This window comes from Nonomuraea monospora (genome assembly GCF_039531895.1).
GTDB lineage: Bacteria > Actinomycetota > Actinomycetes > Streptosporangiales > Streptosporangiaceae > Nonomuraea > Nonomuraea monospora.
In genome coordinates this window covers 358,795-373,895 of record NZ_BAAAQX010000002.1, presented here as the reverse complement: position 1 = coordinate 373,895, position 15,101 = coordinate 358,795, and the positions used below count along the sequence as shown (strand labels likewise).

Sequence of the window (15,101 nt, the reverse complement as noted above, 5' to 3'; positions counted from 1 at the left end):
GCCCGCTCCCGGGGGCGCCTGTGATCACTTCGTTGACCATGATCGAACAGTGGATCCTGGAAGACGAACGCGAGCTGGAGGCCCGCTGCGCCCGGTTCAGGGCCGCCCAGCGGACGCTGGAGCACGGCGATGGCGGGGACGAGATCGAGGAGGAGGACTCGGCGGCGTGAGTGGGGAGAGCCGCCCGCTGCGCCGGTAGCGGAGGCAGGGCGCCGTGCGCGGTCTGTCGCACGGCGCCCTCGGGGACGAGGGCGACTCATGCGTGGACGCGGGTGCGTGCCGTAAGGTGAAGTTGTGTCCGGTTCCGTACATAGCGCGCAGCGTCCTCGGGCGCCGTTCGACGTGGTGTGCCTGACGGCCTCACTCGGCGGGGTGCAGGCGTACGGACAACTGCTCGGCAGGCTGCCCGACGCGTTCGACGCGGCCGTGGTGCTGGTGCAGCACCGGCCGCCCAACACCGACGACCGGCTCGTCTCGGTGCTGGGGCGGCACTCCGCGCTGCCCGTCGTGCCGCTGAAGCACCGCGGCCGGCTGCTCCGGGGCACGGTGCACGTGGTCCCCGGGCGCACGGGGGTGGTCTTCGACGCGGAGGGACGCACGTCGCTGCGCCGGATGGAGGGGCACCGGGCGGGCGACGAGCTGTTCACCTCGGCGGCTCAGGCGTTCGGCCCGAGAGTGATCGCGGCCGTGCTGACCGGGCGGCTCGACGACGGGGCCGTGGGCGTGCGCACCGTGAAGGGCGCGGGCGGGCGCGTGCTGGCCCAGGACGAGGAGACCTGCGGCGAGCTGGGCTTCCAGATGCCCGCGGCGGCCATCGCCAGCGGCTGCGTCGACTTCGTGCTGCCGCTGGAGGTGCTGGCCGACGCGCTGACCGCGCTGGTGATGGTGCCGGGCGCGGCCGAGATGATGCGCGTGGCGCTGCCCTCGTGGGCCCGGATCATGACACCCCGGCCCGCCTTCGCCGGCTGAACGCGGAGGTGTGAGGATGGCTACCGGAGATGACCTGATGCAGCCGACGGCGGACGAGCTGCGCCGCAACCTCATCCTCGGCGCGCTCGCACCGGTGGAGAGGAACCGGCTGGCCCGGCATCTGCGCGCGGTGGACCTCAAGCTGGGGTCGGTGCTCTACGAGGCGGGCGGCAGCATCGACCAGGTCTACTTCCCCCTGATCGGCGTCGTGTCCCTGGTGGCCGACCTCGGCGGCGACACGTTCGTGGAAGTGGCCACGATCGGCCACGAGGGCATGGTGGGGCTGCCGGTGTTCCTCGGCGCGGGCCCGCCCGCCGAGCGGGCGTCCGTGCAGGTCGCCGGGCGGGCGCTGACCATGAGCGCCGAGCACTTCCGCCACGACGTGGCCGTGCTCGACGGCGGGCTGCAACTGGCCATGCAGCGGTTCACGCAGGTCATGTTCGTGCAACTGGCCCGCAACGCCGCGTGCGACCGGACGCACAACATCCGCCAGCGCTGCGCCCGATGGCTGCTGATGACCGCCGACCGCATGCGGAGGGAGAGCTTCGACCTCACGCAGGAGTTCCTGGCCCAGATGCTGGGCGTGCGGCGCGCGTCGGTCAGCGAGGTCGCGGGGGAGCTGCAGGCCGAGGGGTGCATCTCCTACCGGCGGGGGACGATCGCCATCGAGGACCGCGAGGCGCTGAGCTCGCGGTCCTGCGACTGCTACGCGGCCGTGCGTGACGCCGTGCGGGCCGCCTACGACGGGCTCTGATCAGCCGCCCACGTGGATGACGGGACGGCGGGCCGGGTCCGGCTCCGCCGCCCGGACGATCTCCCGTACGACGGGAGCCGTGTCGCCGCGTCCCAGGATCAGGTAGCGGAACATGTGCATCAGCGGCGAGCCCTCCGCCCACTCGAAGTAGCAGTGCGGCCGAACCCCGGTGGCGTCGCGCAGCGCGAGCAGGATGGCGGCGATGGCGTTCGGCGCGGCGGGGCTCTCCGCGCGCAGCACGCGGTGCCCGTCCACCTGCACGCCGCGCACCCGCAGCACGTTGCTGAACTCCGACGGGTCGATCACGTCGACCTCCAGGAACAGCACGTCGGCCCGGCCCGGCACCGGGTTCATGGCGCGCTGCTCGGCCTCCTTGGCGTCGTACTCGGCCTTGTCGCCGCGCTGGCGGCGGTTGGCGATCAGGTTGAGCTGCCCGTCGTGGTTCAGCGAGTCGGTCACGAACCGCCGGGCGGCCTCGTCGAACTCGATCCGGTCGGCCCGCAGCTCCGTCGTCCGCGAGACCCGTGAGATGAGTGAGATGACGATGATGCCGAGGATGAAGGCGGCGGAGATGGCGATGCCGTCGGGCTTCTCCCTGATGTTCTCCACCAGCGCGTAGAGCAGCACGAGCGTCAGCACCGTGAAGCCGGCGACGGCCCTGCGCTGCCGTTTGCGGACGGCCGAGATGGTCACGGCGACCGCGCCGGAGACCATCATGGCCAGGATGCCGGTGGCGTACGCGCCGGCCTGCGCCTCCACGTCGGCGTCGAAGGCGATCGTCAGGACGACGCAGACGAGCGTGTAGACCAGCACCACGGGCCGCACGGCGCGGCCCCAGTCGGGCGCCATGCCGTAGCCGGGCAGGTAGCGCGGCACGATGTTGATCAGCCCGGCCATCGCGGAGGCGCCGGCGAACCACAGGATGAGGATGGTGCTGATGTCGTACACCGTGCCGAACATGTCGCCGAGCTGCTCGTGCGCGAGGTACGCCAGCGCCCTGCCGTTGGCCTCGCCGCCCGGCCCGAACTCCTCGGCGGGGATGAGCACGGTCGTGACGAAGCTGGTCGCGATCAGGTAGACGCTCATGATGAGCGCGGCGACGGTCAGCAGCTTGCGGGTGTTGCGGATGCGCGCGGCCAGCCGCTCCTCGGGGGTCGCGCCCTCGGCCTCGACCAGCGGCATCATGCTGACGCCCGTCTCGAATCCGGACAGGCCCAGCACCAGCAGCGGGAAGGCCAGGATGGCGGGGCCGATGACGCCGCCGAACCCGCCGCGCGCCTCGAACAACGCGCTGGTCCAGGTGGACAGCGCGCCGGGCGAGGTGAACACCTCGGTGAGGCCCACGGCGACGACCACGGCGTTCAGCCCGAGGAAGATCGCCACCAGCGGGATGGCGACGCCGACGGCCTCGGTGAAGCCGAGCAGGAACACCCCGCCCAGCACCAGCAGCAGCACCACGGTCAGGATGACCTCGTGGCCGTGCAGGAAGCTCGGGAAGAACGGGTTCTCCACGACGTGCACGGAGGCGTCGGCCGCCGACAGGGTGATCGTGATGATCCAGGACGTGGCCACGAACCCGAGCAGCACCAGCACGAACAGCTTGCCCTGCCAGAACGGCAGCAGCCGCTCCAGCATGGCCACCGACCCCTGCCCGTGCGGGCTCTCCTTGGCCACCCGCCGGTACATCGGCAGCATGCCCAGCAGCGTCAGCGCCACGATCAGCATGGTCGCCAGCGGCGACAGCGCCCCGGCCGCCGTCGCGGCGATCGCGGGCAGGTAGGCCAGGGTGGAGAAGTAGTCGACGCCCGTCAGGCACATGACCTTCCACCAGGCCTGCGGCGGGGCGTGCCCCTCCGCCGTCTCCGGGCCGACCGGCTGCACCCGATGCTTGAGCAGCCACCGCAGCAGGCCGTTGGCGGGCGGCGACGTCCTGCCCGGCGTCTCGACCACTTCTGGCACGGCCAGCCCACCGCTACCGTCCACCGGATCATCCTCTCGTCGTGAACGGTGTATCACCTTAGCGCCGGGTAAATGAGTTGCTACGCCGGGAGCCGCTCTGGTGTCCTGTCGGCAGTCCGGACGAGCAGAAGGAGCACTGAGATGCGGGCAACTGTCGTGTCCCACGAGGAAGAAGGAGTCGGCCAACCAGAGGACATGACGTTCGGTGCGGATGCTCAACCTAGGAATCTTGGCGCACGTAGACGCCGGTAAGACCAGCCTGACCGAGCGGCTGCTGCACGCCGCCGGAGTGATCGACGAGATCGGCAGCGTCGACGCGGGCAACACCCAGACCGACTCGCTGGACCTGGAACGGCGGCGCGGCATCACCATCAAGTCCGCGGTCGTCTCGTTCCCCGTCGGCGGCACCACGGTCAACCTGATCGACACACCCGGCCACCCCGACTTCATCGCCGAGGTCGAGCGGGTGCTCAACGTGCTCGACGGCGCCGTGCTGGTGATCTCCGCCGTGGAGGGCGTGCAGGCGCAGACCCGCGTGCTCATGCGCACGCTGCGCCGCCTCGGCCTGCCCACCCTGATCTTCGTCAACAAGATCGACCGCCGGGGCGCCCGGTACGACGGCGTGCTGCGCGAGATCTCCGCCAAGCTGTCGCCCGGGGCGGTCGCCATGGGCGCGGCCACCGGCCTCGGCACGCCCGCCGCCGCCTTCACCCCGTTCGACGGCCGGCCCGCCTTCGCGACGAGCCTGGTGGACGTGCTCGCCGCCCAGGAGGACGCGCTGCTGGCCGCGTACGTGGCGGACGAGACCTCGCTCACCTACCCCAGGCTGCGCGCCGAGCTGGTCGCCCAGACCGGGCGGGCGGTGGCGCATCCGGTGTTCTTCGGCTCGGCCATCACGGGCGCGGGGGTGCCGGCGCTGATGGCGGGCATCGAGGAGCTGCTGCCCGCCGCCCAGGGCGACCCCGGGGGTCCGGTGTCGGGGAGCGTGTTCAAGGTCGAGCGCGGGGCGGCGGGGGAGAAGATCGCGTACGTGCGCATGTTCGGCGGCACGCTGCGCACCCGCGACCGGCTGAGCTTCGGCGACGGGCGGGCGGGCAAGGTCACGGCGATCGGCGTCTTCGACGGCGGCACGTCGGCGCGGCGGCCGGAGGTGACGGCGGGCCGCATCGCCCGCCTGTGGGGGCTGACCGACGTCCGCATCGGCGACACGGTCGGCCACCCGCCGAAGGCGGTGGAGTCGCACTTCGCGCCGCCCACCCTGGAGACCGTCGTGGTCCCGTGCCGCCCCGCCGACAGGGGAGCGCTGCTCCTGGCGCTCACCCAGCTCGCCGAGCAGGACCCGCTGATCGACCTGCGCCAGGACGACCTGCGCCAGGAGGTGTCGGTCTCTCTCTACGGCGAGGTGCAGAAGGAGGTCATCCAGGCCACCCTGGCCACCGACTTCGGCCTGGACGTCACCTTCCGCGAGACCACCACGATCTGCGTCGAGCGCCCCTCCGGCACCGGCGCCGCCGCCGAGGTGATCGCCGTGGCCCCCAACCCGTTCCTCGCCACCGTCGGCCTGCGCGTCGAGCCGGGGCCGGTCGGCAGCGGGGTGCGGTTCCGGCTGGAGGTGGAGCTGGGCTCGCTGCCGTACGCGTTCATGCGCACGATCGAGGAGACCGTGCACGAGACGCTCAGGCAGGGCCTGCACGGCTGGGAGGTCGTGGACTGCGTGGTCACGCTGACCCATTCGGGCTACTACGCCCGGCAGAGCAGCGCCCACGGCGGCTTCGACAAGAGCATGTCGAGCACCGCCGGCGACTTCCGCAACCTGGTCCCGCTCGTGCTGATGGACGCGCTGCGGCAGGCGGGCACCACCGTGTACGAGCCGCTGCACCGCTTCCGCCTGGAGCTGCCGCCCGACGCGCTGGGCCCGGTGCTGCCCGTGCTGGCCGGGCTCGGCGCGACCCCGCGCACGGGGCTGTCGTCCGTGGTGGAGGGGGAGATCCCGGCGGCCCGGGTGCACGAGCTGGAGCAGCGGCTGCCGGGGCTGACCCGGGGTGAGGGCGTGCTGGAGTACGACTTCGACCGGTACGAGCCCGTACGCGGCCCGATCCCCTCGCGCCCGCGCACCGACCACAACCCCCTCGACAGGAAGGAGTACCTCCTGCACGTGGTGCGCCGCGTCTAGCTCCCGTCCTTGTCAGAGTCGGCGTGTTCAAGTGCCGTCCTTGTCAGAGTCGGCGGAGAACACGATCGCACCCACGTAGCCGTCGCCCTCGGCGCTGACCTTCATCAGCATGCCGTCCTGGTAGATGGTGTCGCCGTCGTTGAACGTGTCGCGCCCGGTGTGCGCCGAGTACGGCGCCTTGGCCATGACCACGCTGTTGAGCTTCTCGTCGAACATCATCTGCGTGGTCAGCACCCGTTCGTTGCTGACGTGCACCATGGCGTGGATGTGGATCGTGCGTCCCCGGTACCAGCCCGGCCAGATGGTGGTGAACTCGACGATGCCCTCGGCGTTGGTGACCTGGGCGCCACGCAGATAACGCTTGTCGTCCGTCGGCGTCAGGTCCATCGAGCCGTCGTCCTCGCCACCCCCGCCGCCGGGTCCCCCGCTGGGCGGGGCACCTGTGGGCGGGCCGCTGGGCGGCGGGCTGCCGTTCCCCGGCGGGTTGCCGCCCCCGCCCGTGGACAGCGACTCGGCGCCCGAGTAGAGCCCGGCCGCGTCGCAGTGCCAGATCTCCACCACCGCGTTCTTGAGCGGCGCGCACGTCTCGCTGTCCTGCACCTTGATCGCGACCCGCAGCCGGACGCCCTGCCGGTCCTCGCGGATGTCGCCGCGCACCTTGTCGGCGTCGAAGTAGTACGGGCCCTGCGTGGTCGTGGCGGTCAGCTCGCAGGTGTTCGCGCCCTCGAAGAGCGCGCTCAGGTCGCCGGTGGTGGCGGTGGTGGCCTGCGGCGTCACGGTCGCGCCCGTGGACGTGGTGACTGCCGACGTGCCCGAGTCGGAGCAGGCCGCCAGCAGGGTGCCGAGCCCGATCGAGCTGATGCCGGCGAACAGGCGACGGCGGCTGACTCGCTGGCCCTCGTGGTCGTGTCCCACTGAAAATCCTCCGGTGTGTCCAGAATTGTCCGGAACCACACCGTAGGACGGCGCCTCTTACCTGTGCCTTTGCTCAGAATGAAGTTCTCATGAGTCGGGGCCGGCGGACAGCACGATGACGGCCAGGTAGCCGTCGCCGTCCGCGGTGACCTGCGTGAGCATGCCCTCCTTGTAGATGGGGTCGTTGCCGTTGAAGGTGTCGCGCGGCTTGTCGTGCCCCTGGTACGGCGGCAGCGCCAGCACCTTGCGGTTGTAGGCCTCGTCGAACATCAGCTCGGTGCACAGCGCCCGGTCGCCGCTCACGACCACCATCACGTGGACGTGCACCGTCCGGCCCGGGTACCAGCCCGGCCAGACGGTGGTGAACCGGACGATGCCGTCGCCGTCGGCGACCTGGGCGCCGCGCAGGTAGCGCCGCCGGTCGGACGGCCGCATGTCGGTGAACTTCTCCCCGGCGCTGATCGAGATCTTGCCGCCGCTGCTCAGCGCGTCGCGCGACTCCGCCTCCGCGCCCGAGTAGAGCCCGGCCGCGTCGCAGTGCCAGATCTCCACCACCGATCCGGGCAGCGGCCGGCACGTCCGGCCGTCCTGCACCTTGATCGCCAGGCGCAGTCGCACGCCCTCCCGGTCCTCGCGCAGGTCGCTGCGCAGCGCGCGCGTCTCGAAGTAGTAGGGGCCCTGCTGCGCGCTGGGCGCCAGCGAGCACGTCCTGGCCTCGGCGAACAGCGCGTCGGCCTTGGCGTACGTGTCGGGCTCGGACGTGGCGTGCGCGCCGGCGGTGAACATGCCGCCGAGCCCGAGCGAGCCGATCCCGGTGATCATCCGCCGGCGGCTGTACCGCCGGCCCTCCTGATCGTGTCCCACGGAAGATCCTCAAAGGTCAGGAGCTACTTCTCGGAACATCTCACGATCAGCCGGATTTTCCGCGCAGGCCACGCACGTGTCGAAGTCACCGAAAGCCTTTTCGGTCGATACTGAACTGTAACCAAGCGTTCGCTAGCTGATCAGCAGTCGTGAATCCACGTAGCGGCAGGTCAATGGTGATGCAGCGGTTTGCAGGCGGCGATTGACAGCCCTCAGGTGGTCGGTCTACTTTCCCGAAAACCTTTTAGGTTGTCCCGGGTCATCACTGTTAACGCTCACATTCCGCAAGGGGCGAACACATGAGACGACGATGGGCGGCGGCCATCGCCGCGGCACTCCTGCTCCTCATCACCGACGTCCGGCCCGCGCTGGCAGGCGCGCCGATCACCACCGCGATCTACACGGCCGACCCGGCCGCGCTGGTCGTGGGCGACACCCTGTACCTCTACACCGGCCACGACGAGGCCCCGGCGGGCGGCACGAACTTCGTCATGCGCGACTGGCACGTCTTCTCCTCCACCGACGCCGCCACCTTCACCGACCAGGGCGCCAAGCTGTCGATCTCGAACTTCTCCTGGGCCGGCGCCGACGCCTGGGCCAGTGAGGTCGAGCGCGGCGCCGACGGCCGCTACTACTGGTTCACCTCGATCAACGGCAACGGCCCCGGCTGGATGAACATCGGCGTGGCCGTCGGCAACAGCCCGACGGGCCCGTTCACCGACGCCATCGGCGGTCCGCTGATCAGCGACAGCACCCCCGGCTCCTCGCCGCTGAACATCGACCCGACCGTCTTCACCGACGACGACGGCCAGGTCTACATGTACTGGGGCTCCTACTACGGCCTGCGCGCCGTGCGACTCAACGCCTCCATGACCTCGACCGTAGGCTCGGTGGTCACCCCGAGCGGCGTGTCGAACTTCTGGGAGGCCCCCTGGATGTTCAAGCGCAACGGCGTCTACTACCTGGCCTACGCGGCCAACGACTCGGGCTGCTCGCAGCCGGGCTACGCCTGCGTCCGCTACGCCACCGCCGGCAACCCGCTGGGCCCGTGGACGCACCGCGGCGTCGTGCTCGACCAGGTCAGCTCCACCACGAACCACCCGGCGATCATCGAGTTCAAGGGCCAGTGGTACATGGTCTACCACAACGCCGCCGCCCCAGGCGGAGGCAACTTCCGCCGCTCGGTGACCATCGACAAGCTCACCTTCAACGCCGACGGCACCATGCAGAAGGTCGTCCAGACCGGCGGGCCGGTGACCCCGGGCAACCTGGCCGCCACCGCCACCCCGGCCACCTCCTACGTCTCGCCGTGGGAGACGCTCGGCGCGATCAAGGACGGCTACACGCCCGCCAACTCGCAGGACCACAGCCACGGCGCCTACGGCAACTGGAACCACCAGGGCACCGAGTGGATCGAGTACCAGTGGCCCACCGCCCAGACGATCTCCAGGTCGGAGGTCTACTGGTTCGACGACAACCAGGGCATCGACCTGCCGGCCTCCTGCCAGGTGCAGTACTGGAACGGCACCGCCTACGTCAACGTGCCGGGGGCGTCCGGCTGCGGGGTGGCGGCCAACGCCTTCAACGCCACCACCTTCACCCCCGTCAGCACCACCCGCCTGCGCCTGAACATCACCTCGCGATCCGGCTACTCGACCGGCGTGCTCGAATGGAGGGCCTTCTCGTGAGACGCGCGCTGTTAGCCCTGCTCCTCGTCCTGGGGCTGGTGGCGGCACCGGCCGCCTACGCCGACCAGACGATCGGCTACCCCACCTTCAGCGGCCCGGCCGTCCCCGCGCCGCCGGGGACGTACACGACCGGCAACTACATGCAGGCCATCTACGACGCCGAGAGCTCAGGCACCGACTTCTGGATGGACCGCCTGCTGGCCCGCGCCGGCAACGACCCCGCCGGCACCTGGCTGATGACGCGCGGCCGGGCGTTGTTCATGAAGACCCACACGCCCGGCACCCTCGGCTTCGCCGGGCAGGCCGCGTACTGGGAGAGCATCAGCAACAACAACGCCTTCACCGTCGCCGTCACGCCCGGCACGTTCACCGAGCAGGTCGCCTCGCGCTGGCAGGCGCCCAGCCACTGGAAGAGCCGCCACACCAGCGGCTCCATCACGATCAACCAGACGAAGTTCATCACCGACAACAACGTGGCCGTCGCCAATCTGGCCATCACGAACGGCGGCTCCGCCTCGACGACGCTGCAGGTCAGGGCCACCTCGCCGTACGCGACGAGCGGCTCGGGCAGTGAGCTGACCGGCCAGGTGAACGCCTACAACAACCTCACCACCCTCTACCCGAGGCTCACCTGCGACGGCTGCTCGGTCTCCAGCGGCGGGCTGAACCGCTCGGTCACCGTCGCCGCCGGCGCCACGGTGACGGTCAAGGTCGTCATGGGCTTCGTGACCAGCGAGATCGCGGCCTCCCGCACCGAGTACGACGCCTACGCCGGCTACTCGGCCGCCACCGCGTTCGCCACCCACGTGCGCGCCTACAACCGCTGGTGGGCCGAGAACGTCCCCTACATCGACGTGCCGGAGCCCGCCATCAAGAAGAACGTCTACTACCGCTGGTGGCTGATGCGCTTCAACCACCTCGACGCCGACATCCCCGGCCAGACCTTCCAGTTCCCCACCTCCACCGAGGGCGTGCTGGGCTACAACAACGCGATCGCGCTGACCCAGCCCATGCACATCGACGACCTGAAGTACCTGCGCAACCCGATCTACGCCTACGGCGACTGGCTGAGCGTCGGCCAGACCTCCAAGAACGGCCGCTTCCTCGACAACCCGGGCGACCCGGAGAACTGGTCGAACAGCTACACGCAGTACATCGGCGAGGCGGCCTGGAAGAGCTACCAGATCCACGGCGGCCAGCCGGGCATCGCGGCCAACCTGGCCCGCTACGCCGAGCAGGACGTCAAGGGGCAGCTCGCCTACTACGACACCGACAACAACAAGCTCATCGAGTACGACTGGGGCGCCCTGACCGGCAACGACGCCGACGCCGTGTCCTTCCACTGGAAGCCGGGCCGGATGGACCGGGCGGAGGCCGCCTACCAGTACAGCGGCGCGCTGGCCGCCGCCCAGGCCTACGAGTCGATCGGCAACACGGCCAAGGGCACCGAGCTGCGCACTTTGGCCACCCAGATCCAGAACGCCATCGTCGGCGTGCTGTGGAACCCGGGCAGGCAGCTCTTCGAGCACCGGCTGAAGTCCACCAACGAGTGGGTGCCGTGGAAGGAGATCAACAACTACTACCCGTTCGCCGTCGGCGCGATCCCCAATACCACCGCCTACAAGCAGGCCCTGCGCCTGTTCGACGACCCGGCGCAGTACCCGATCTTCCCCTTCTACACCGCCAACCAGGCCGACAAGGCCGCCTCGGGCACCGGCAGCAACAACTTCTCCACGATCAACTCCACCGTGCAGTTCCGCCTGCTCTCCTCGGTGCTGCGCAACTACCCCAACGAGTGGATCGACGCGACCTGGTACAAGAAGCTGCTCTACTGGAACGCCTGGGCGCAGTACGTCAACGGCAACACCCAGTGGCCCGACGCCAACGAGTTCTGGGCCGACTGGAACGGCTCCTCGATCACCTACCGGTCCTGGATCCACCACAACATCCTGGGCAGCAGCAACTGGACCGTCGTCGAGGACGTCGCCGGGCTGCGCCCGCGCAACGACGCCAAGGTGGAGCTCTCGCCGATCAACATCGGCTGGAGCCACTTCACCGTGAACAACCTGCGCTACCGCAACGCCGACCTGACCATCGTCTGGGACGACCCGGCCGACGGCGTCGTCCGCTACCCCGGCGTGCCCGAGGGCTACTCCATCTACGTCAACGGCAGCCGCGCGGCCACGGTGTCGTCGCTGGTGCCGTTCACCTGGGACCCGGCCACCGGCGCCGTCACCACGTCAGGCACCGTCACCCACAACGCCGCCGTCGCGGGCCTCCAGGCTCCCGGCCAGGTCAGCCACACCAGCGCCCGCATGGTGGACATGCTGGCCAAGGCGGGCGTCGATTTGACCGCCAACCTCACCAACCTGGCCGCCGGCGCCACCGCCACGGCCTCCACCACCGCCTCGGGCAGCTCCACCGCCGGAGCCGTCGACGGCTACCCCATCAACGAGCCGTTCTGGGGCGGCACCACCGCCGGTCAGGACTGGTACGAGCTCAACTTCGGCACCGCCCGCACGCTCAACGAGGTGCGGCTGTACTTCAAGGACAGCCGCCCGGCCGGCACCACCTACCGGGCCCCGGCCTCCTACGACGTCCAGTACCACAACGGCAGCGCCTGGGTCAGCGTGCCCTCCCAGGCCAAGACCCCGGCCGCGCCGCGCGCCAACTACAACGTGGTGACCTTCCCCGCTATCACCGCGCAGCGGATCCGGGTGCTGGCCACCGCCGCCTCCGGCGCGAGGACCGGCCTCACCGAGATCAAGGCGCACAACCGGGGCGGCGTCCAGCCGCCCGCCAACCTGGCGGCGTCGGCCACGCCGAGCGCGTCCTACACCTCCTCGTGGGAGAGCGTGGCCGCGGTCAACGACGGCATCGACCCGCCCTCCTCCAACGACACCGTCAACCCGCGCTGGGGCTGCTGGCCGGAGACCGGGCAGCAGTGGGTGGACCTGACCTGGTCCTCGGCCCGCACCCTCAACCGGGCCGAGGTGTACTTCTTCGACGACGACCAGGGCATCGACATGCCCGCGTCGTGGAAGCTGCAGTACTGGAACGGCAGCGCGTACGCGGACGTGCCGGGCGCTTCTGCGTACACGCTGACCAAGGGCGCCTACAACAACGTCACCTTCACCGCGACCCCGACCACTCGCCTGCGGGTGCTGCTCACCGCCAACGGCACCAGCTCGCTCGGCCTGCTGGAGGTGAAGGCCTACGGAACCTGAGCCAGGTTGCCGGGCGCGCGAGCCATCCGCGCGCCCGGCGACGGCCAGGGACGCCTTGACGTCACCCGCGACCCTGGCGCACCATCACGTGCATCGGGCGTGCATCGGGCGTAATGACTTTCTCACTTTTAGTGACGGAGCGCGGTAGTATCAGGCAAGCTGCTGTCACAACTGAAGCCGATGGGTGGCGATCACGATGGCAGGCAAGTGGCAGGCGGGCAACCTTCCGGCGGAGCTGACCAGCCTCATCGGGCGTCGCGGCGAGCTCGACCAGGTCCGCCGCGCGTGCCGGCGCTCCCGGCTGGTGACGCTCACCGGAGTGGGCGGTGTCGGCAAGTCCCGCCTGGCCCTGCGTGCCGCCGCCGACCTGCGGCCCGAGTTCAGCGGGGGCGCCTGGCTGGTGGAGCTGTCGCCGCTGGTCGACGACTCGCTGCTGCCGCACGCGATCGCCAAGGCGCTCCGGCTCACCGACCAGACCACCCGCCCGATGGCCGAGGTGCTGGCCGAGCACCTGTACGACCGGGAGGTCCTGCTCGTCCTCGACGCCTGCGAGCACCTCGCCGGCCCCTGCTCAGGGACGGTCACCACGCTGCTCGACGCCGTGCCGGGGCTGCGCGTGCTGGCCACCGGCCGCCGCCCGCTGGCGATCCCCGGCGAGCTGGTGCTCCTGGTCGATCCGCTGCCCGTCCCGCCCGAGGGCGCCGCGCGGCCCGCCTCCGGCGACGCGGTGGCGCTGCTGGCCGAGCGCGCCACCGACACCATCCCCGAGTTCGACCTCGCCGGCCAGGACCAGGAGGCCATCGGCCGGCTGTGCCGGCGGCTGGAGGGCATCCCGCTGGCCATCGAGCTGGCCGCCGCGCGGCTGCGCGACCTGCCCGTCGCCCACCTGGCCGACCGGCTCGACGACCGCTTCGCCTCGCTCGGCGACGACCCGATCGCCCTGGCCGACCCGCCCTGGCACCCCGGCCTGCGCACCGCCATCGGATGGAGCCACGAGCTGTGCGAGCCCGCCGAGCGGCTGCTGTGGGCGCGGCTCTCGGTGTTCGCCGGCGACTTCGACTCCGAGGCCGTGCGCGAGGTGTGCGCCGACGAGGCGCTGCCGGAGGCCCACATCGGGCTGCTGCTCGACGCGCTGGCCGACGAGTCCATCCTGACCTGGCTGCCGACCGGCGCGGGCGAGCGTTACCGGATGCTCGACACGCTGCGTGAGTACGGCGCGAGCTGGCTGCGCTACCTCGGCGAGGAGGAGCGCTTCAAACAGCGCCACCGCGAGCACTACCTGTCACTGGCCACGCGGGGCGCCGCCGGCTGGCTCGGCCCCGGCCAGATCTCCTGGTACGACCGGATGATCGGCGAGCACGACAACCTGCGCGCCGCCCTGGAGGTCGCGCTGGCCGGCAAGGACGGCCTGCCCGCTCTGGAGCTGGCCGGCACGCTGTTCTTCTTCTGGCACGGCTGCGGCTACGCCAAGGAGGGCCGCCACTACCTCCAGCGGGCCTTCGCCCTCGACACCCGGCCGGGCCAGGCGCTCGTGCAGGCCCTGTGGGCCGACGGCCACCTGGCGGCCACGCAGGGCGACTCGGACGCCGCCGAGGTGCGCGCCGCCCAGATCGCGCTCGCCGCGACCACGGGCGACGCCTACGCGCTGAGCTGCGTCAGGGCGCTCAGGGCGATGGCCGGGGTGATCCGCGGCGACCTGATCCAGGCGATGGCCGAGTCGGAGCCCGCCTACCAGAGCCGGTGGGAGGAGGAGCCGCTCACCGTCGCCAAGCTCGTCGGGCTGCACTGCCGGGCGCACGCCCTCACCGCGGACGGCCGGATCGAGGAGGCCGTCGCCGTGCTGGAGGACGCCCGCACGCTGTGCGAGCAGTGCGGCGAGCAGTCGATGCGCTCCTACGGCGACTTCCTGCGCGGCCAGGCCGAGCTGAGCGCAGGGCGCCTCGACCTGGCCGTCACCTACGGTCAGGCGGCGCTGCGCACCCGGCGGCGGCTGCACGACAGCTTCGGCATGGGCCTGACGGTCGACCTGCTGGCGCTGGCGGCGGGCGCGGCCGGGCGGGCGCACCGCGCGGCCCGGCTGCTCGGGCTGGCGCAGCGGATCTGGAGCACCCACGGGCAGGCGCAGGCCGGGGTCCCCGCCCTGGTGGCGGCCCGGCGGACGTGTGAGGAGCAGGCCCGCGACCTGCTCGGTGACAACGCCTACGAGGCGGCCTACCGCACCGGGTTCGACAGCGACATCGACGCGGGCATCACCTACGCGCTCGAACCGGAGGGCGAGGGCCTGCACAACGGCCTCGGCTGAGCCCACCGCCGTCCCCCACCGCCCACCGCCGCCGGCGAGCCGCGCGACCTCCTCGCGGCGCAGGCCCCGCACCCGGCGGGCATGCCGAGGACAGGAAAGAGTGCCCATCGTGGGTGGGATACACCCACCTTCGAACGGCAACCCTCTGATTATGGGTAAAAATGCCGAAATCTATAGGCTTGTCGGGATTGTCGTGGCCTGCGTGGGGCTGATGATCGCGGCGTGGGTCGGCGGCTGGGCGGCCATCGTG

The 15,101-nt window shown here is 70.9% G+C and carries 10 protein-coding genes; 7 read left to right on the top strand and 3 right to left on the bottom strand.

The features are described from left to right. Positions 1–32: 32 nt before the first annotated feature. The 3 genes from ABD331_RS04975 (at position 33) to ABD331_RS04965 (ending at position 1,723) form a co-directional block, all read left to right on the top strand. Positions 33–170 (top strand): hypothetical protein, encoded by a 138-nt coding sequence (locus ABD331_RS04975; RefSeq protein WP_344471054.1) that lies wholly within the window; start codon positions 33–35, stop codon positions 168–170. Positions 171–294: 124 nt separating this feature from the next. Next, positions 295–969: a chemotaxis protein CheB gene (locus ABD331_RS04970; protein ID WP_344471053.1), complete on the top strand. Its 675-nt coding sequence runs from the start codon at positions 295–297 to the stop codon at positions 967–969. Between the two features lie 16 nt (positions 970–985). Then, positions 986–1,723 (top strand): Crp/Fnr family transcriptional regulator, encoded by a 738-nt coding sequence (locus tag ABD331_RS04965; protein ID WP_344471052.1) that lies wholly within the window; start codon positions 986–988, stop codon positions 1,721–1,723. On the opposite strand, the gene ABD331_RS04960 is transcribed toward ABD331_RS04965, so the two are convergent. Continuing rightward, positions 1,724–3,706 carry an APC family permease gene (locus ABD331_RS04960; RefSeq protein ID WP_344471051.1) on the bottom strand — a complete coding sequence of 661 codons (1,983 nt, stop codon included), beginning with the start codon at positions 3,704–3,706 and terminating at the stop codon, positions 1,724–1,726. A gap of 187 nt (positions 3,707–3,893) precedes the next feature. Between ABD331_RS04960 and ABD331_RS04955 the strand changes: the two genes are divergently transcribed. Further along, positions 3,894–5,855, top strand: a complete 1,962-nt coding sequence (locus tag ABD331_RS04955) for a GTP-binding protein (protein WP_344471050.1) — start codon at positions 3,894–3,896, stop codon at positions 5,853–5,855. Positions 5,856–5,882: 27 nt separating this feature from the next. On the opposite strand, the gene ABD331_RS04950 is transcribed toward ABD331_RS04955, so the two are convergent. Both ABD331_RS04950 and ABD331_RS04945 read right to left on the bottom strand, forming a co-directional pair. Further along, positions 5,883–6,770 carry a peptidase associated/transthyretin-like domain-containing protein gene (locus ABD331_RS04950; RefSeq protein ID WP_344471049.1) on the bottom strand — a complete coding sequence of 296 codons (888 nt, stop codon included), beginning with the start codon at positions 6,768–6,770 and terminating at the stop codon, positions 5,883–5,885. Positions 6,771–6,857: 87 nt separating this feature from the next. Next, positions 6,858–7,634, bottom strand: coding sequence for a dioxygenase family protein (locus ABD331_RS04945; protein ID WP_344471047.1), 777 nt, complete (start codon positions 7,632–7,634; stop codon positions 6,858–6,860). A gap of 299 nt (positions 7,635–7,933) precedes the next feature. Here ABD331_RS04945 and ABD331_RS04940 point away from each other — a divergent pair, with 299 nt between their 5' ends. The 3 genes from ABD331_RS04940 (at position 7,934) to ABD331_RS04930 (ending at position 14,851) form a co-directional block, all read left to right on the top strand. Next, the gene (locus ABD331_RS04940) at positions 7,934–9,322 is read left to right on the top strand and encodes a glycoside hydrolase family 43 protein (protein WP_344471046.1); all 1,389 of its coding nucleotides are present in this window, start codon (positions 7,934–7,936) and stop codon (positions 9,320–9,322) included. Then, positions 9,319–12,549, top strand: coding sequence for a discoidin domain-containing protein (locus ABD331_RS04935; protein ID WP_344471045.1), 3,231 nt, complete (start codon positions 9,319–9,321; stop codon positions 12,547–12,549). Before ABD331_RS04940 ends, ABD331_RS04935 begins: the two co-directional genes overlap by 4 nt. Positions 12,550–12,733: 184 nt before the next feature. Then, complete coding sequence (locus ABD331_RS04930; RefSeq protein ID WP_344471044.1) at positions 12,734–14,851, top strand: ATP-binding protein; 2,118 nt, start codon at positions 12,734–12,736, stop codon at positions 14,849–14,851. Positions 14,852–15,101 lie beyond the last annotated feature (250 nt).